At 37.4% G+C, this 20,232-nt stretch carries 16 protein-coding genes; 14 read left to right on the forward strand and 2 right to left on the reverse strand.

Going from position 1 to position 20,232, the window contains the following annotated elements; translation table 11 throughout:
- The first annotated feature begins 1 nt into the window (after position 1).
- Positions 2-1,018, forward strand: coding sequence for an acyltransferase family protein (locus LI288_RS06670; protein WP_227089864.1), 1,017 nt, complete (start codon positions 2-4; stop codon positions 1,016-1,018).
- Between the two features lie 85 nt (positions 1,019-1,103).
- On the opposite strand, the gene LI288_RS06675 is transcribed toward LI288_RS06670, so the two are convergent.
- Both LI288_RS06675 and LI288_RS06680 read right to left on the reverse strand, forming a co-directional pair.
- The gene (locus LI288_RS06675; protein ID WP_227089865.1) at positions 1,104-4,529 is read right to left on the reverse strand and encodes an RICIN domain-containing protein; all 3,426 of its coding nucleotides are present in this window, start codon (positions 4,527-4,529) and stop codon (positions 1,104-1,106) included.
- A gap of 43 nt (positions 4,530-4,572) precedes the next feature.
- Positions 4,573-6,633 (reverse strand): acyltransferase family protein, encoded by a 2,061-nt coding sequence (locus LI288_RS06680; RefSeq protein WP_227089866.1) that lies wholly within the window; start codon positions 6,631-6,633, stop codon positions 4,573-4,575.
- A gap of 244 nt (positions 6,634-6,877) precedes the next feature.
- Between LI288_RS06680 and LI288_RS06685 the strand changes: the two genes are divergently transcribed.
- From LI288_RS06685 to LI288_RS06745, 13 genes are all read left to right on the forward strand, one after another.
- The gene (locus LI288_RS06685) at positions 6,878-8,215 is read left to right on the forward strand and encodes an SGNH/GDSL hydrolase family protein (RefSeq protein WP_227089867.1); all 1,338 of its coding nucleotides are present in this window, start codon (positions 6,878-6,880) and stop codon (positions 8,213-8,215) included.
- A 156-nt stretch (positions 8,216-8,371) separates the two neighbouring features.
- Positions 8,372-9,295: a magnesium transporter CorA family protein gene (locus LI288_RS06690; protein WP_227089868.1), complete on the forward strand. Its 924-nt coding sequence runs from the start codon at positions 8,372-8,374 to the stop codon at positions 9,293-9,295.
- A gap of 229 nt (positions 9,296-9,524) precedes the next feature.
- A complete protein-coding gene (locus tag LI288_RS06695) occupies positions 9,525-10,934 on the forward strand; it encodes a sugar transferase (protein ID WP_227089869.1) in 1,410 nt (469 codons plus the stop codon).
- Between the two features lie 35 nt (positions 10,935-10,969).
- On the forward strand, positions 10,970-11,968 hold the full coding sequence (locus LI288_RS06700) for a GHMP family kinase ATP-binding protein (protein ID WP_227089870.1): 999 nt from the start codon (positions 10,970-10,972) through the stop codon (positions 11,966-11,968).
- Between the two features lie 27 nt (positions 11,969-11,995).
- Complete coding sequence (locus LI288_RS06705; RefSeq protein WP_227089871.1) at positions 11,996-13,288, forward strand: HAD-IIIA family hydrolase; 1,293 nt, start codon at positions 11,996-11,998, stop codon at positions 13,286-13,288.
- A 21-nt stretch (positions 13,289-13,309) separates the two neighbouring features.
- Complete coding sequence (locus LI288_RS06710) at positions 13,310-13,957, forward strand: D-sedoheptulose-7-phosphate isomerase (protein ID WP_264473947.1); 648 nt, start codon at positions 13,310-13,312, stop codon at positions 13,955-13,957.
- 2 nt (positions 13,958-13,959) lie between these two features.
- On the forward strand, positions 13,960-14,697 hold the full coding sequence (locus LI288_RS06715; protein WP_227089873.1) for a WecB/TagA/CpsF family glycosyltransferase: 738 nt from the start codon (positions 13,960-13,962) through the stop codon (positions 14,695-14,697).
- A gap of 22 nt (positions 14,698-14,719) precedes the next feature.
- Complete coding sequence (locus LI288_RS06720; protein ID WP_227089874.1) at positions 14,720-15,811, forward strand: glycosyltransferase family 4 protein; 1,092 nt, start codon at positions 14,720-14,722, stop codon at positions 15,809-15,811.
- Positions 15,812-15,815: 4 nt separating this feature from the next.
- Positions 15,816-16,910: a glycosyltransferase family 2 protein gene (locus LI288_RS06725; RefSeq protein WP_227089875.1), complete on the forward strand. Its 1,095-nt coding sequence runs from the start codon at positions 15,816-15,818 to the stop codon at positions 16,908-16,910.
- A gap of 14 nt (positions 16,911-16,924) precedes the next feature.
- On the forward strand, positions 16,925-17,488 hold the full coding sequence (locus tag LI288_RS14415; protein WP_320055226.1) for an acyltransferase: 564 nt from the start codon (positions 16,925-16,927) through the stop codon (positions 17,486-17,488).
- 22 nt (positions 17,489-17,510) lie between these two features.
- Entirely contained in the window at positions 17,511-18,521 is a 1,011-nt protein-coding gene (locus LI288_RS06735) for a glycosyltransferase family 2 protein (protein ID WP_227089876.1), read from the forward strand.
- An 11-nt stretch (positions 18,522-18,532) separates the two neighbouring features.
- The gene (locus tag LI288_RS06740) at positions 18,533-19,246 is read left to right on the forward strand and encodes an acyltransferase (RefSeq protein ID WP_227089877.1); all 714 of its coding nucleotides are present in this window, start codon (positions 18,533-18,535) and stop codon (positions 19,244-19,246) included.
- A gap of 5 nt (positions 19,247-19,251) precedes the next feature.
- Positions 19,252-20,214 (forward strand): glycosyltransferase family 2 protein, encoded by a 963-nt coding sequence (locus tag LI288_RS06745; protein ID WP_227089878.1) that lies wholly within the window; start codon positions 19,252-19,254, stop codon positions 20,212-20,214.
- Positions 20,215-20,232 lie beyond the last annotated feature (18 nt).

The following is a 20,232-nucleotide window of genomic DNA, read 5'->3' on the forward strand; positions in this document are numbered from 1 at the left end:
GATGGAAAAAACAAAACAAAGAATAAGCTGGATTGATGTTACAAAAGGAATTGCCATATATCTGGTGATTCTCGGACATTCGCTGATTGGCCTGAAGGTAAATGATTATATTTTTGCGTTTCATATGCCATTATTTTTCATTGCTTCAGGACTGTTATTCCGCGAAAAGAGTATCAAAAAAACCATTGCAGGCAATATTAAAAAGCTGCTTGTCCCATATTACATTACGAGTGTATGTGTAATTCTTGGAAGGGCAGTCAGTGCGTACTTACAGGGCTGGACGGTTCAGAATATCCGGAATTTGTGCTTAAATACGATGATTGGTGCAGTTTTCGGATATGGTGTAGATGGAAGTAAATGGTTCTTTACAGTCTGGATGATCGGTGCAATCTGGTTTTTATGGGCATTTTTCTGGAGTGACATTATTATACATGTAGTATTTCATTATACAAAGAGCTGGCAGGAATGGCAGAGAGCGTTTTTAATCATCGGAATCTCGGCAGTTTCTTATATTGTAGGACAGTATATCTGGATTCCAACGAATTTAGATGTGGGCGGATTTGCAATTTTATTTGTTTATATCGGCTATCTGCTCCAAAAAATCCGGATATGGGAGAAGGGAAAGCTTCCGTGGATTTGCTGGATTCTTTGTGTAATCGTATGGGTCTATGCTTCCCATACGGGCGGGATTAATATGGTAATCCGTGTCGTGCCAAACTTCGTCGTTTTATTCGGTGCAGTTGCAGGAAGTGTCATGACGATGAAGCTTGCCATACAACTGGATAAAATCCCGGGAATCAGCAGATGCCTTTCCTGGTTTGGAAAGAACAGCATGAAAATCTTATGTGTGCATTTATTTGAAATATTGATTCTTTCGTGGGATTTTATAGAAGTGAAATGCCATGTGCCGGTTACAAGACTGACAACCATTATTTTAAGGACAATATTTATTGTGGTTGTTGTTTTATGTATCAACGGAGTGCAGGGCATATATAAGAAACAAAAGAAACAGAAGTAAAAAAAGGGGCAGCGGCTTTACAATCATTGTAAAGCCGCTGCCTTTTTTAGGTGCGCCCGATAATAAGCGCTGCGTTTTAAGGGAGCTAGTTTAAAGTAATATTGTTTTTTACAGTACTGCTCATAGATGAGAAATCTGCAGCGCCAAATGTATAGGCTGATGAGAACTTATTGTACATAATGACATTTTCACAAGAAGAACCACCGTTATTTGCAGTATCATCATCGGCAATAAATACACCGAAATCGTGTGAACCTGTTACGGTATTATTTAAAACAACATTCCAGTTGCTTCCTAAACCATCAATATAACCGAGGTTTTCGGTTTCAACAGCAAGCGGTTCAATATCAATACCGGAACTCTTTGCACCCATCTGGTTGTATGCATTATCCGTACAGATATTGTTTACGATAATATTACCCAGACCGGTACGAACCAGTTTAATACCGCTGCAGCTGTTGTTATAGACGTTATTGCTGTCAACAATATTGTAAATACCATTATCAATAGATACACCCGGAAGTCCGCCTGCAATACCGTTGTTTACAACTTCATTGTGGGCAAAGTAGTTGCCGATGCAGCCACTGTCAAGGCATACGCCTTCAAGGATACTGTCACGCAGTGTATTATAAGTGATATATGTCTTATAAGAACCGATGCAGTATAAAGCTTCACCGCTGCAGCCTGAAACAACATTTCCGGTTACAATGATATCATGAGGACCGGTTGTTTCATTGTCAACACGGATCTGCTGACCGTTCTGCAGACAGCTGATTGCAATACCTGCAAAACCTTTTGCGCCTGAAATACGGTTGCTGTCAATCAAAAGGTTTGAATGATTGCCATAAACGGCAATAGCGTCATCGCCGACATTGTTAATGGTGTTGCCGCGGATGATTCCGTTTACGGTTGAACCGTATTCGTCAGAAATCATGATACCGCTCTTAGTAGCATTATTTAATGTATTGTTTTCAAGCAGAATATTGTCAGCACTGAATACATTAATGCTGTTTACATAAGGAATGTCGGTAGATAAATTCTTTACGCCGCAGTTTGTGGATGGAATTACACCATTTTTATACACATATAATACAACACCGACATCAGGGGCTTCAGTATAACCGGCTTTCATAACAAGGCTGTGACCGTTTCCGTCTAAAATTGTATCAGATGGAACCATGATAATACCAAAAGAACCATTGGTGTTCTTATACACCTGAATGTCCTGTGTAAGCTGTACAATCTTTCCGGTGTTGTTTTGTAAGAACTGATTTAAATCGTCTACGTCAGTTCCGGTATACTGTACAGTCTGTGTAGGTAATCCGCTTAATGCACTCTGAATATTTGTATTCAATGAAGTCATGCTGGTTTCCGGGTTCATAAGGTCAGAACGGGAAAGTCCTAATGTATGTAATCTTGAGATAACCTGGATGCCGTTTAAGGAATCCAGCGCATTCAGTGCAGATAAATCATATTTCACGCTGTAATCCGTTACAGAAGCATTCAGATCAGAAATTGAAATATTTTCTGCGTTGCTGCTTAAGCCTGCATCAGATGTCATATAAGTCTGATGTGCGGCAGACTGGAAAACATATCCGTCAGAAGTCTTTGTTACCAGCCATTTTGCTTCTGCAGCGTCAGAAGATGCCGCAAAATACATAGAACCATTACCGTTTGCTGCACAGAATCCGTTCTGTGTTAATGAATATACGGTATAAACGCCGTTTCCTAAAGAAGAAATACGGTAATTGTTATTACCGAAAGAGTAAATACCGGTTGTTAAAGATTCCTGACCAAAGGATTTTGGTGTCAGAACAAAACGCTGGGCAGAAGTATCATGTCCGATGGCCTGCTGCAGTGAAGTTCCAAAAGCAGCTGCACCGCTTAAAGTTAAGTACTGATAGCTGTTTGCGGAAATAAAACTGTAAGTGCCGTTTGTGTTTTTCTGGATATACCATGTCTGGTCAATATTATCAGTACCCTGCGCCTGCATTACGGCAGTGCCGATAGAAATAGAACCCTTTGTATACACAAAACGCTGTGAATTGGCATTTTTAATTTTATAAAGACCCTTTGAAGAATCAATACAGTTGATATAGAATAACTGTTCAGAACCTTCAGAAGCGTCAGCCAGTGTAATCGGTGTATCGTCTTTTACAGAAGCATCCTTTGCAGAAAGCATCGCAGCTGTGTTATCAGAAGCAGCGATGGTATAAGCACCGTCAGCAAGAATCTGTGTATACGGAGATACAAAGTTAAAGGTCTGTGTTCCTGCATTAGACCATAAAGCGGTTCCTACATTGGAATTATTCTCGCTGGTCATGTAGAAGGTATAATCTGTACGCGCAATAGCAATCGTATATACACCTGCAGAAGTTTCAGTAACCGTCCAGTTCTTTGTTCCGTTTACGGAATCAGAAGTAACCTGTACATTGTCTGTAAAAGCATTGGTTCCCCAGCCATGGTTGTAAGAATTAATCAGCCACTTGTGTGATGCATCATCTCCGTTGGCATCAATATAAGCAAGGGACATGAAACAGTAGGTTGAGCTGGCTTCATCTTTAACAACAAGGAATTTCTGGCTGTTCGCGCCGGTAATCTTAGACATTACCAGATTGTAGCCGCCTTCTGCAGTAGCGGATTCCTCTACTGTTAGGGCATAGTTTGGATTGCTGTTGCTGCGGATCATATACACACCGCCGGTGAGTTCTCCTGTAGCAGCATTGCCGACACGGAAAATGTCTTCACGCGGAACGGCAAAACCGCCGGTAACATCATAAGTCATACCGTTAAAAGTGAATTCTCCGTTGAAATTAAAATCAATTACGCCGTTATTGTAGTACCAGTAACCGTATGCGTTACTGCCGATGCCGTGGAAACTTAAATCCAATGCACCGTTGGTGATATACCACCATCCAAAATCATTGGCAGCCATACCGGTGTAGTTCCAGTTTAAGGCACCGTTAGTCATATACCACCATCCAAAATCGTTGGCAGCCATACCGGTGTAATTCCAGTCTAAGGCACCGTTAGTGATGTACCACCATCCAAAATCGTTGGCAGCCATACCGGTGTAATTCCAGTCTAAGGCACCGTTAGTCATATACCACCATCCGAAATCATTGGCAGCCATACCGGTGTAATTCCAGTCTAATACACCGTTGGTGATATACCACCATCCAAAATCGTTGGCAGCCATGCCGGTATAATTCCAGTCAATTGTACCACCGGAAACATACCACCATCCGAATTCGTTGGCAGCCATACCGGTATAATTCCAGTCAATTGTACCGTTGGATACGTACCACCAGCCAAAGTCATTCTGGGCAAGACCGGTGTAGGATGTATCAACGACACCGTCTACATAGTAGTACCAGGTATTGTCCACAGGATTCAGGTACAGCCAGCCGCCGCCGGCAGCCTGTGCAGTATTTGGTTTTGCAAAAAGGCAAAGCGCAAATACAAATGCAGCAATAAAAGCTGCACACATTTTTTGTACTGCTTTCTTCATAGAAATCCTCCTTTAGTAAATAAATTTATATTTTAAAAAACCGTCACCTGGCAGTTTTTAAAATAACAGATTGAAAAAATGTTTTTATGGCAATCCACAACACCAGCGTAGCACAAATACAGATCATACGCATTAAAAACTGCATAAAAACATCTGCATTCAAAAGAAGTCCTTCCCAGTGGATAAATTGTGCTTCAATACAGTGAATGCCTAAAACAGCAAGGCTGTTTCTGCCAAAAAACTTCAAAACCGCCGTCGGTATCGTGTAACGGCTGAGCATCTGACAGCACAGGCATAAAATGACCGTTCCGCATACTGCACCTGACAGACTAAGTGGAAAAAGCGGGTAGGAACGTATGGATAATTCAATTCCGCCCTTTTGTATCTGCAAAAGCCAGATACAGCCGGTCAGCACAATGCTTAAAGGATAGCGTTTTAAATATTGCCAGACAGAATATTTGTTTAAAAGATATCCGGCATAAATGAACGCAGCTGCGGTCATGGAAACATCAAAACTTTCCGGTAAAAATGCAACATGCGTGCCGATATACCAGCCGATGATGGTGACGGCAGCCACCAGAATGCATGTAAGTGCTTCTTTTTCGCGTGAAAGCTTTAAAATGGCAATAAAAAGCATCCGGGCAAAGAAAAGGCAGATTACAAACCAGATAACAAATACACTGCCAATGTCCGTAAAAACAGAAGACGAGTAACTCATGCCAAACAGTGCAATCTTTGCCTGCATGCGTAACAGTGAAACGGTTGTATCCATGCTGATTCCGACATAAAGCCATTGGCGCCATACACGGACAAATGCAACCAGTACTTCAATGCCAAAGTAAGGCAGAAGAAGCCCTTTCCATGTGCTTTTAAAAAAGTGCTTCCAGGAACAGTTTTTGGTAAAATAGCCGCTTAACAGCATAAAAGCCGGCATATGGAAAGAAAATATAATCTGGCGGATATTGCTGTCAATTGGCATATGTGCATAAAGCATAAGCAGAATACAGGTGCCTTTTGCCATATCAACCCATTCTACGCGTTTGCTTACCGGAGCTGCACCGGATTCTGTGGTCAGTGTATTTTTCCCGTGTCCGGCAGGATGCAGCCGCCGGAGTAAAAGGCATATCAGCAGTCCGCCGGTTATCAGCAGGATATGGATTACAAAAAACAGTACAGCCTGTACATAAGTATTTGTTATCCGGTGTTCATTGAAGCAGGTCAGTAAAGAACTCCATGGAAAACAGTTCAGTTCGGTTAAATGCAGACAAAAAATAAGCATAAAGTGCGAACCAATCCGGTTTCCGAGGGCGGTTAACCGTGGACAGTGCTGCTCAATAAGCATTGCTGCATAAAAAAGAAAAATGCAGGCACAAAAAGCAGCCAGCCAGTCCCAGATGCCATAGCCGTAATTGTTATTTACCATGAATAACCTGCCGCCGCCTTTGGCAATGTATACCGCAGAAAGAACAAAACAGACAGCCGGAATAAAAGGTGCTTCTTTTAATCTGGCAAGGATATTCTTTTCGCGGAGCATAAAGCCGCAGAATACGAAAATGGTTCCTGTCATAGCAGTCTGGATACTATAAGGAAGCCAGAAAATCCGGCTGGTAGCAAAACCGGCAAGTGCAGTCAGCACAATGCCGATGACGGCATACCGGGTACGCAGGCACAAATGTGTAATATTAACGGCAAAAAATAATGCCGGAAGAAAACACAGCGAGCCGATCATGCGGATATATGCAGGTGTAAAGTAATCTACACCGGAACCGTAAAAGGCTGCCCATACCCATAACAGCAGCTCATGAAAAGACTCTGTAAAACCGGACCCTGTAAAAAAAATACGGACTGCCATAATAGCAATAATGACCGCACAGGTAATAAAATACGGAATCATCAAAGTGCGGAAAGTATAAAGCAGTGTCTGCTGGATGTTTTTAATTTCTAAAAAATATCCACTGATAATAAATAAGACCGGAATATGAAAAGTGAAAATAATCCGGGTTATAATATCAGGACATAAATACCATTGACTGCCTACGATAATACATAAAATTGTAATGCCAGACACAATGTTAAAAAGTGGTTTTGAATCAAGCTTATCCATTGTAAATTTTCCTTTGCAGATATACTAAAATAATATTTATATTGTTATGTACAGTATACCGTAAAAACAAGGAATTCTCAAGGAAATTAGCAGGTATTTACAGCGGATGTTGAATCGTAAACTGCGTTGTGTTATCATTTGCAGAATACGAAAGCTTTACGGGAAAGGAATTCGTATATTAATAAGGAGGCAGATTTTTGCAAATGCCTAAGCAGGGATTTAAAGAAGAAAGGAAAAGATACAAGTGAAAAAAATATTTCGAAAAAAGAAGGCAGTTGTATGGATTGCCGCAATAGCAGGGATGATAGCAGCATTTGGCTGTTTTACAGAAAAAGCGCAGGCAGCGGGATTTTCCGGCATGACCTTTTATCACCGCTTTTTGATTAACTGCTGGGGTGACTCGATGACAGCAGGACAGGGAGGAAGCGGTGTATCCTATCCGAGGGTTTTAAAAGAACTGACGGGATTTCCGGTCAATAATTTCGGTGTCAGCGGGGAAAACACTTATGAAATCGTAGACCGCAGTGCAGAATACGGAGATCAGTCCGGTGACATCATGATTATCGAGATGGGGGATAACGGAAAGTGGAAGAATATGGATGATTTAATCAAGCAGTATCAGAATATGCTTGATGAGGCAGACTGTTCTAATTATATCATCATCAGTTCGACAGATGATCCCAATGATACCGACCAGATATGGGGAGAGAGCGGTTATGAACCGGGTATGCAGGATACATGGTATGAGGCAGCATTAAAAGATGCATTTGGGGAACACGTGGTTACGGCAAGAAAGTATCTGATTGAAAACGGGCTTTCAATTAACGGACTGGATGAAACAGACGAGGACAGGGAACGTGCCGAAAAGGGGCTGATTTCGTTACAGTTAAGAAATTACTGGATTGATAACACTCATCTGAACGGATATGGATACCGTGCGCAGGCTTATGCCGTATATGAAAAAGGCATAGAACTGGGATACTGGTTTGCGAATGGCGGAGATGTTACTTCTGACAGCTGGGTAGTTGTAGAGGATGATGTCATTCAGGCAGATTACACAGGAATGGCATCCAATGAATATGGCTGGTGGTATTTTAACGATGGAACACTTGATTTAAGTTATACGGGAATGGCATCCAATGAATATGGCTGGTGGTATATGACCAATGGCGCCTTGGATTTAAGTTATACGGGAATGGCATCCAATGAATATGGCTGGTGGTATATGACCAATGGCGCCTTGGATTTAAGTTATACGGGAATGGCATTGAATGAATACGGCTGGTGGTACATGACCAACGGCGCATTGGATTTAAGTTATACAGGAATGGCACTAAATGAATACGGCTGGTGGTACATGACCAACGGCGCACTGGATTTAAGTTATACAGGAATGGCATTAAATGAATACGGCTGGTGGTACTTTAACAATGGGCTGCTTGACTTAAATTATACAGGAATCGCATTCAATGAGTATGGCAGCTGGTATTACAGAAACGGAATCATTGCTTATGATTATTCGGGAACCGTAGCGGATAATGGAAAGACATATACCGTACAGAACGGATTTGTCATCGCTTAAAAAGCGCAGAATTAGAGTTGTAAAGGCGGCAGTACCATGCACGGATAAATGGTATCTGCCGTTTTTTTGCGGTTAAACCGCCGGAAAAGGGGAAATACTGTTGTTGTATGATACAGGAGCTTAGGGAGTATGAGTTTCAGGGGAATGGAGACCAGTATGCAGGATGGCGTGTTTTATCAGATTGTATCGTACGGTCTGAAAACGGTTTGTGAAGATGAATTCTGGGAACAAAAAGACACAATTGCAGTAATCGATGCGCATAAACTGGAAAACAGCCAGTCATTTGGACAGTTTTGCTGTGGATGCAGCGGAGGGGAATATATCCGCGGGTGCAGGGTGATACAGGATAAAAGCCATACGCTGATAGAATGGCATGTGCCGGAAAAAACAAAAAAGAATGTGTCGTGGCATTTTGCAGTTTTTATAACAGCAGAAAAAATTGTCTGTATACAATATACAGGCTCAGCCGGAAAAGTGCAGGAACTTATAAATACGTTTCTTCATAAAGAAGCCTATACCAAAGAACGTTTTTTGTATGAGCTGTTTGGTGCAATGACCGCAGATGATCTGCAGTATATGGAAAAACTGGAAAGGACGTTATCCGTATTAGAAGAAGAAGTGTTTCGTGCGGGCGGAATGGATTTTAACAGCAGTATGTTACAGGTAAAAAAGAAAATTTTTCAGTTTTACCGTTATTACAGCCAGTTCATTGAAATCGCAGCTGCGCTGGAAGAAAATGAAAATTCTGTTCTGGATGCACAACACACGGCTTATTTTGCAAGAATCAAAGAAAAAGCACAGCGGCTTGCCGCAGAAACACAGGTGCTTAGGGAGTATGCAGTGCAGGTACAGGAGGTTTATCAGTCGGAACTGGGAATCCGCCAGAATCACATTATGAAAATACTGACGACAGTAACAACGGTGTGCCTGCCGCTGTCACTGATTGCCGGCTGGTACGGCATGAATTTTTCTTATATGCCGGAATTATCGTGGCGGTACGGTTATCCGATGGCAGCAGGAATCAGCGCGCTGGTACTGGTTTTGCTGCTGTGGCTATTCCGCCGGAAGGGGTTTTGGTAGGGGAAAAAGATATTGTACATCATCTATCTGAAATAAATTGTATCAAAAAAATGCAGGGGGGGGTATAAGTATGCCCACCCCTTTGCATTTTGGGAAAATCAGATGAAAACAGCCGCAAAATTGTTGCAGACAAGGCAGTTTATACAATTGACAAGAATAAAGAGTTGGGATAATATAGAAAAGATAGGAAAAATACCTACAGATTAGAAAAATTAGTTGAGGATAAAAGATGAATCAGGGAGAAGAAAAAGTTCAAAACGCCCTTCTGTTTATCACAGATTTCATCGGATTAATTGCAAGTTATTATATCGCCGGGTATCTCTGGCTGGTGTTGTGGAAAAATGTTTCAGCACAGGTCTATTTTTCACAGATGGGGGACAGTCTGGTATCAGTAGTGGTATCCTATATGCTTGCGTTTTTATTCTATTCAAAGAATAATGATTTTTTACAGAGGGGAAAATTTGAAGAACTAAAAGCAGTAGTACATCTGAACGTTATAATGGCATGTATTATTGCCATTTATGAATTATTAAAAAGAACAAACCAGCAGTTTCCGAGAGGGGTCTACGTACTGGTGGTTGTGTTTAATGTTATATTGGCATATATTATAAGAATTATTGTGAAAAAATCCGTTTTAAGCCGTGCAAAGCTTGGCAAGTCCGTGAATCGTGTGGTAGCAATTACCACCGGTGACCGCGTGGATGGATTAAAAGAAATTGAAAAATGGAATACAACAAAGCAGATTTCAGGCATTATTATTGTTGACCGGGATATGCGTGGAACGGAAATAAACGGCATACCGGTTGTAGCAGATGTACATGACATGATTCAATACATAAAAGGCGGGATAGTAGACGAGGTGTATATTGATCTGAACACTGCCCGGATGGAAAAAATCACATCCCTTGTGATGGAACTGGAAGAAATGGGTGTGGTTGTTCATCTGCATCTGAATACGCTTGAAAATTATAAGGACTTTGATATGAGCCTTGGAAAGCTCGGCAATATTCCGGTTGCGACATTTGCCAACCGTTTCTATGATTATAAGGAACTGGCATTTAAACGGGCGATTGATATTGTCGGTTCGCTCGTTGGACTCTGCATTATGGCAGTTGCCATGATTTTTGTTGTCCCGGCAATCAAGCTGGAATCCAAGGGACCGGTATTTTTTAAGCAGAAACGTGTCGGAAAGAACGGACGGTATTTTTATGTATACAAGTTCCGCTCCATGTATATGGACGCAGAAGAACGTAAAAAAGAACTGATGGCACAGAATGAAATGCAGGGACTGATGTTCAAGATGAAGGACGACCCGCGTATTACAAAGGTCGGAAAGTTTATCAGAAAGACCAGTATTGATGAACTGCCGCAGTTTATTAATGTATTAAAGGGCGATATGAGCCTTGTGGGCACACGTCCGCCAACGGTGAATGAATTCAGACAGTATCAGGGACACCACAAGCGCAGACTGTCCATGAAACCGGGCATTACTGGTATGTGGCAGGCATATGGCAGAAGTACGGTAACAGACTTTGAAGAAATTGTAAAAATGGATTTGGATTACATCGACCACTGGAGCCTCGGACTGGATATGAAGATACTTTGCAGAACGGTTGTGGCAGTGTTTCAGGGGGGATGAAAATGTGGATATTTGATGTGTAGGAGATTATAGAAATGATTATCACAAAAACACCATTTAGAATGTCTTTTTTTGGCGGTGGAACGGATATGCCGCATTTTTTTAATGAATATGGAGGTGCGGTAATATCAACAACTTTTGATAAATATTGTTATGTTAATGTAAGACATTTGCCGCGCTTTTTTGATTATACAACAGAACTGTCATATGCCAAAATTGAAAGAGTACAGGAAGTAGAGCAAATAGTACATCCGGCAATTAGAAATGCCATGAAAATGTTGGATATGCATGAATTAAGACTTACATATGAGGCGGATTTACCAGCACGTTCAGGTTTGGGAACGAGTAGTTCATTTGCAGTTGGTATGCTAAATGCTTTTTATGCGTTGAAGGGGAAATATGCGGATAAGAAGAAATTGGCAGATGAAGCGATTTATTTGGAAAGAAATTTATGTAATGAAGCTGGCGGTTGGCAAGATCAGATAGCAGCAGCGTATGGTGGATTGAATCGTATAAATTTTAATGCAGATGGTTACGAAGTATTACCTATTATAATAGATACGGAACGAAAAAGACAGTTAGACAATAATCTTATGATGTTTTTTACCGGTTTTACTAGGTTTTCGGCTGAAATACAGGCAACGAATAATATTACGGCGAAGGATAAAATATCACAATTAAAGGAAATGTATGCTCTAGTAGATGAAGCTGAAAAAATTCTCGTGAATAAAAATACGAATTTAGAAGAATTTGGACGATTATTGGATTATACATGGAAATTAAAAAGACAGACAGGAGCTAAAGTTTCAACAAGCGATATTGATGAACTCTACAAAAAAGGATTAGAGGCTGGTGCAGTAGGAGGAAAGCTATTAGGCGCTGGCGGAGGCGGTTTTTTGGTTTTTTATGTTAATGAGGAGAAACAGGAAAGTGTAAAAAATGCAATGAAAGATTTGCTCCATGTTCCGTTCGATTTCGAGGATGGGGGAACAAGAGTGATACATTACACACCAGAAACATATATTCCCATGTGATTTAAAATAAGCAGAAAGGATTAATCAATGAAAACTGTTATAATGGCTGGTGGAAGGGGAACCCGTATATCTTCAGTTGCAAGCGATATTCCCAAACCAATGATTAAGATAGAAGGGATGCCAGTTTTAGAAAGAGAAATAGCATGTCTGAAAAAACAAGGATTTACAGATATTATTATTACTGTCAGTCATCTTGGTAATATTATTATGGATTATTTTGGTGATGGAAGTAAAATTTCACCGGTAACAGGAGAATCTTTTGGTGTAAATATAGAGTATTATTATGAAAACAAACCGTTAGGAAATGCAGGGGCATTGTTTGAACTTAAAGATAGATTAAATGAGGATTTTCTGTTATTAAATGCAGATGCAATGTTTGATATTAATTTTAAACGATTTGTTGCATATCATAAAAAAATGGGTGGACTGGTAACATTGTTTACCCATCCAAATAGTCATCCGTATGATAGTGGATTGATTGTCGCAGATAACTGTGGAACAGTTGAGAAGTGGATTGCGAAAGAGGATATAAGACCACAATTCTATAAAAATAGAGTAAATGCGGGGTTACATATTATTTCACCATCTGTTTTAGATATACGACCAGAAACTGAAAAGGTTGATTTAGACAGACAGTTATTAAAACCTTTAGCAGGTACTGGGAAAATGTATATATATGATAGTCCTGAATATGTAAAAGATATGGGTACGCCAGATAGATATTATACAGTATGTGAAGATGTACGTACAGGAAAAGTTACTGCAAAAAATTTGGGTAACAAGCAGAAAGCAATTTTTTTAGATAGGGATGGAACAATCAACAAATATGTAGGGTTTCTAAGAAATATTGATCAATTTGAATTGTTAGATAAAGTATCTGCTGCAATAAAAAAAATCAATGAATCCGGGTATTTGGCAATTGTTGTTACAAATCAGCCAGTTATTGCAAGGGGGGAAGTGAGTGTTAAAGAACTAGAAAGTATTCATAATAAAATGGAAACACTATTAGGACTTGATGGGGCATTTTTAGATGCTGTCTATTATTGTCCGCACCATCCGGATAGGGGATATGAGGGAGAAAGACCTGAATATAAAATACAGTGTGATTGTAGAAAACCTAAGCCGGGAATGTTGTTAAAAGCAGCTCGGGATTTTAATATAGATTTGGCAAACTCATGGATGGTTGGTGATGGCGAAAATGATATTAAAGCAGGGAAAGAAGCAGGCTGCAGGACAGCATTGATAACAAAAGAAGATGACAGGTATAATCAAGATTTAACGGTAATGTCATTGTGGCAATTTGTAGAAGAAATATTATAATAGAAAGAGAAGAGATAAGTGTTGGATAATAAAGTGCAAAAACATATAGAGTTATTAGTTAAAAGATATCCTCAATTGAAAAGCATACAAAGTCAAATTGAACAGGCATACTTAGTGTTGGAAGAATGTTATGCCAATGGTGGTAAACTACTTATTGCTGGAAACGGTGGTTCAGCAGCAGATGCTGAACATATTGCAGGTGAATTAATGAAGCGGTTTAAAATAAAAAGACCAGTTTCAAAAGAATTTGCTGAAAAGCTAGCAGAGATAGATGCTGTTAGAGGAAAACAATTAGCGGACAATTTAGAGTGTTCACTTATGGCAATTCCATTAGTGGCACATGAAGCATTAACAACGGCATATATAAACGATGTTGATGGTTATGGAGTATTTGCACAGCAGCTTTTTGGCTATGGAAGAAAAGGTGATGTGTTTTTAGGAATATCCACATCTGGAAATAGTAAGAACATAATGAACGCAACAGTTGTTGCAAGAGCATCGGGAATTAAGGTCATTGGACTTACTGGAGAAACAGGTGGCGAGTTGGCGAAAGTAGCAGATGTAGCAGTTAAGGTGCCTGAAAAAGAAACTTATATGATACAAGAACTTCATTTGCCAATATATCATTGCTGGTGCTTAATGCTGGAAGAAAGGTTTTTCGGAGAATAAGTATGAAAAAGCAAAAATTATTGAATACATATGTAAACAATGTAAGTATGGAGCAGACGATTTCAGAGATTGAAGAAATGATTGCAAATGATAAAAAGTCATATATTGTTGCAATAAATGTTGATGTTGTGATGAAAATTGAAAATGATTCATATTTGAAAAAAATAGTTGATAGTGCTGATATGGTGTTAGTTGATGGAAAACCGCTAATTTGGATATCAAAAATGCATAAGCAACCTGTAAAGGCTAAAATTTCTGGATCTGATTTAGTACCGAAATTATGTGAAGTGGCAGCAAAAAAGAATTATACAATCTTTATTTTGGGTGGTAAGGATGGAATTGCTGAAAAAGCAAAAAAAAATTTGGAGAGGAAACATCCTGGCATAAGGGTAGTTGGTACATATGCACCTCCATTTGGATTTGAAAAAAATCAAAGGGAATTAAAGAAAACGAATGATATAATTACAAAGGCAAAACCAGATATACTGATTGCTTGTTTTGGCTGCCCGAAGCAGGAGAAATATATATATGAAAATATAGAAAAGTATGATGCAAAGGTATCAATCTGTGCAGGGGCAACTGTGGATTTTTTGGCAGGAAATGTTAAAAGAGCACCTAAATGGATGAGTGAACATGGCTTAGAATGGTTTTATCGTTTTTTACAGGAACCTAAGAGAATGTTTAAAAGATATTTTGTTGACGATTTGAAAATATTAAAACTTATTTTTAAATACAAGTAGTGGAAAATGGATGGGATAGGATATGAATTTATCAGGACAAAATGTATTACTGTTTACACGAACAATGGGACTTGGTGGAACAGAAAATGTTGTATTGCAGCTATGTGAGATTTTAAAACCACAAGTTCACAATATAGTAGTATGTTCTTGTGGAGGGGTAAATGTAGAAAAGTTAGATACAATGGGAATAAAACATTATACCGTACCGGATATTACAATAAAAAATCCAATCACAGTCATTAAAATTGTTACAGAACTTAAAAGAATAATACGGCAGGAAAAGATTACAGTTATTCATTCACATCATCGAATGGCAGCTTTTTATGCTAGAGTAGTTGCAAACTCTAATATTATTCAAATTGTAAATGCACACAATACATTTTATGATAAAAAAACGCTTACGAAAATAGCATATAAGAAAGCAAACATTATTGCAGTTGGTGAGCAGGTAAAGAAAAATATGGTTGAATATTTTGGAATATCAGCTGATAAAGTTGCAGTGATTCATAATGCGATAAAACCGTTTGAAGGTCCGGTGGTTTTGGATACAGAACTTGAGCAAGCAAGGCAGCAGGGATATACATTAGTCGGAAATATTGGAAGACTTTCTGAACAGAAGGGAATAGAATATTTTATAAAAGCTGCGGCATTGGTATATAAAGAAAATCCGAATATTCGATTCTATATTGTTGGTGATGGTGAAGATGCTGAAAAGTTAAAGAAATTGACAGATTCATTGTTGCCTGAAGGGATACTGACATTTATGGGATATCGTTCGGATATTCAGAATGTTATGAGTCAGATGGATTTTATCGTGTTGAGTTCATTGTGGGAAGGTCTGCCGTTGACGCCAATAGAAGCATTTTCAGTTGGAAAGACAGTAATAGCTACTAATGTTGATGGAACACCGGAAATTGTAAAAGATGGGGAAAATGGATTATTGGTTCATAGTGCAGATGAAGTTCAAATAGCCCAAAAGATATTATACATATGCAAAGAGCAGAGTATTAGACAAAAATTAGAAGAGAACGCAGTTAAGACCTATGAGAAGAGGTTTACAATAGATACAATGAAGGAAAGATATATTCAATATTATAAAAGCGTGATAGGGTAAATGAATGAGAGAAGATGTTTTAGTTAGTGTAGTTATACCGGTATATAATACAGAACAGTATTTAGAAAGAACAATGAAATGTTTGTTAAATCAAACATATAAAAATTGGGAGGCAATTTTTATAGATGATGGTTCGGTAGACGGAAGTGGAGAATTGTTGGATAAATTTGAAGCTTTAGATAATAGAATTTCAGTTATTCATAAAGTAAACGAAGGTGTTTCAATAGCTCGAAATGTAGGAATTGATAATATTAAAGGGAAGAAAGTACTTTTTTTAGACTCGGATGATATATTTGAAAAAACACTAATTGAAAAGTGTGTTCGATATATAGAATTAAATCAGGTAGAAGCTGTTTTGTATGGATATGCAGATATGTATAACGGTACGGTTGTAAATGTGCATGAATTTGTATTAGAAAAAGAAAAATATATAGGGAATGATACAATAATACAGCAGTTGATGCCGCATTTTCTGGGAATATCATATGAAGATATTAATGGCTGGATAAAAAACCAGCATGGTTTACGGTATGGAAAAGAACATACTGCAATGTGGCGGATTATGTGTGATGTTGAATGTATAAAAAAGAATGCAATTAGATTTAATAAAAACTTGTCAGTTGGTGAAGATACAATGTTTATGAATGAGTATTTATATAACTGTAATTCAATTGGAGTTTTAAAAGATACGCTCTATTATTTAGTAGCTAGAGAGGGAAGCGCAAATAATGTTAATAATCATAATGTAGAGTTGATGATTAATAATAAATTAAAATTGGTTGAGGAAAAGAACAAGTTTGCAGAGAGAGTTAAGGAACATAAACAAATTGATATCACAGGATTTTTTGATGGCAATAATGTTTTATCAACGATACAGATAATGTTAATGCTTATAAACAGTCAAGAATATAAAATTGGTGAAAAATATGAAGAGTTAAAAGCATTTTATAATAATCAATATATAAAAAATTCTATTTTAAAGTTTAAACCAGTAAAGGGGATTAAAAGTATTCCTATTGTTCTGTTAAGGCATAATAGAATTTTATTGATGGTAGTATGTAGTATTTTACCCCAAAAGATAATGGGGAAAATTGTTTAATAAAAGAGGTAAAAATGGAAAAATCTGAGAATAGAAAAATGAGTAAGCCAGTTAAATGTATATATTATGCGGTGGTTTTGTTTGGTAATGTAGTTATTAATAAAATACCAAGCAGACATATTAGAAAGTGGTTTTATCAGTTGTTAGGAGCAAAGATAGGAAAAAACACAGTGATATGTAGAAGAACAGAGATTTTGTTTCCGAAAGGCTTAGAATTAAAAGAAAATATAGCCATTGGCTGGTTTGTCGATTTAGACGCGCGAGGTGGAATCAGTGTGGATCATGATACGAATATATCCAGTCACACAACTTTTATTACAGGAAGTCATGATATTGACAATCCAAAGTTTGAGGCCTCTTTTAAACCAATTACAATAGGGCATCATTGTTGGATAGGAACGGGAGCTACAGTATTGCAGGGAGTGACGATTGGAGATGGAGCAGTAGTAGCAGCGGGCGCGGTTGTTACAAAAGATGTACCACCATTTGAAGTGTGGGGAGGGGTGCCAGCTAAATTTATAAGAAAAAGAAATGATAAGATTGCCTATAATGTTAAAGGTGCACCTATATTACATTAAATTATAAGTAAAGGAAAATAAAATGAAGTTAAGTGTTGTGGTTCCAGTATATAATGTTGAAAAGTATTTATCTATCTGTATTGATAGCATTATTAATCAATCGACAAAGGTATATGAAGTTATTTTAGTAGATGATGGGTCAACGGATACAAGTGGAACTATATGTGATAGTTATGCTGAAAAGTATGATTATATTAAAGTTATTCATAAGAAAAATGCCGGACTTGGAATGGCTAGAAATACAGGATTGGAAAAGGTTACTGGAGATTTTGTTACATTTGTAGATTCAGATGATTATTGGGATATTGATTATGTTGAGAGTATAATGGCACAGATAAAAGAAACGGGGTGTGATACTTGTAAAACGAGTTTCAGACGAGTAGATTTACAGGAGAATATTATATTTGAGCAGGCAGTATCATATGACATATATAAAAATAGTGATATTAAAACAAAGTTATTGCCAAGGTTTATAGGAAGTGATATTAAAGAAAAAGATTCGATTCCAATGTCATCATGCTGCACGATTTATTCTATGGATATTATAAATAACAATAACCTTAGATTTGTTTCAGAACGTGAATGGATATCGGAAGACATAATATTTAATATTGATTATTATGCAAAGGCAAATTTTGTAGTATTATCAGATTATATAGGATATAATTATCGCATAAATCCAGGTTCGTTAACGACCAAGTATCTGCCAGGCAGATTGACCAAATGCAAGCAGATATATTATAAGGAATGTAAAGTATTAAATGAAATTGGGATTTATGAAATATGTCGATATAGATTAAAAAGACAATTTATGATTTATTTGACAATGTGTTTTGCGCAGTTAAATAGGCGAACAAGTGGAAAAACTAAAAAGAAAATAAAAGATGAAATAAGGCATATATGTAAAGATAAAGAGGTAAAAGAAATTATTTGTGATTATCCAGTAAAAGGATTGGGGGTAAAACAAAGGTTTTTTTTATGGTTGGTTAAGAATAGCTTTGTTACACTGTTATATTTATATTATTGTATTTAAAGGGGGAAGGTATGATAAAAAGGATTATAAAAGCAATCATATATAGAGAGCGTGCATCATCGAAATCGTATGTTAAATGGCTAAAAAACAAAGGAGTTAGAATAGGTAAGGGTACTGTATTTATCGGTCCGAAAGAGACATTGGTTGATGTTACTCGACCCTGGTTGGTAACTATAGGGGAAGATTGCCAGATCACTCCAGGTGTAGTCATTTTGACACATGATTATGGTTGGGCAGTGATAAAAAGAGTTTATGGTGAAGTATTGGGAAGTGCACAAAAGGTTGTTATAGGAGATAATGTCTACATAGGAATGAATTCAACAATATTACCGGGGGTAACGATAGGCTCTAATGTTGTTATTGGTGCCAATACAGTTGTTACGAAAGATATTCCTGATAATGTAGTAGTTGTAGGGAATCCAGCTAGAATTGTACGGACATTAGATGAATATTATCAAAAACGGAAAAATGTTCAAATCGAAGAGGCGGTACAGATGGTGAAAATGTATTATGATAGATACAATAAAGTACCAGATAAAACAATTATGAGAGAATATTTTTGGCTATTTGAGGATAATTATGATGAGCTTAATCCAGAGTTTAAAAATGTAATGCAGTTAGTGGATGGAAGTGTTGAAAAATCACGTAGACAATTTGGTGAAAATCAAAAAAAATTTAAAAATTATGAAGATTTTTTAAGATATTGTAAAATGGATAAGGAGTAAATTTTATGCTATTAAGTGTAATTGTTCCAGTGTATAATGTGGAGAAATTTATAGATAAATGTGTAGAAAGTATTATTAATCAAAGTTATAAAGATATTGAAATTATACTGGTCGATGATGGCTCGACAGATAATAGTGGAAATATATGTGATATATGGGGGGAAAAGGATGATAGGATTGTGGTTATACATAAGACTAATGGTGGGCTATCATCAGCAAGAAATGCAGGTATAGAAGTGGCAAAAGGAGAATATGTTGGATTTGTAGATAGTGATGATTATATAGATGCAGATATGTATGAAGATATGGTTGATGCAGTAATAAATTCTCAAAAAGATATTATAGCCTGTGGACAAACAATAGAATTGTTTGATCAGAGTAGCAAAAATATACATATAACAAACAGAAAAGAATATAAAAAGATGGAGGCAATTCGTCAAGTGTTATTAGAAGATGAATTGGATGTGTCAGCATGTGATAAAATTTTTAGAAGAAAATTATTTGGTACAATACTTTTCCCGGTTGGAAAAATAAGTGAGGACGCAGCAATTGTTTTACAACTTATTGATGCATCAAATGGCGTATATCATGTTGGTAAACCTTATTATCATTATATATATAGGCAAGAAAGCATCAGTAAGGCAAAATATCATCATGGAAAATTAGATGCTTTATATAATTGTATTAATATGAAGGCGTTTTTAGAAGATAAATATCCGAATCTCATAAGAGAATGGAAAATATATACATGTTGTACAAGCGGGGCATTATTACAAAATATGTACGAAGATAGAACAGCAATTAAAAAGTATAAACAGGATTATCAAATGTTGTTAAAATATTATAATAAAACGTTTATGAGTAGTTTATTTGCAAAGAGTTTGAACTGGAAACAGAAAATTAAGTTTATACTTACATATTTTCATTTGTATCCTATTTTTGTTGAGGTGAAACGAAAGATGCGTTAGAATGAAATTAAAGAGTAG

Origin of the sequence: Lachnospira pectinoschiza (assembly GCF_020564355.1) — a bacterium.
Lineage (GTDB): Bacteria > Bacillota > Clostridia > Lachnospirales > Lachnospiraceae > Lachnospira > Lachnospira intestinalis.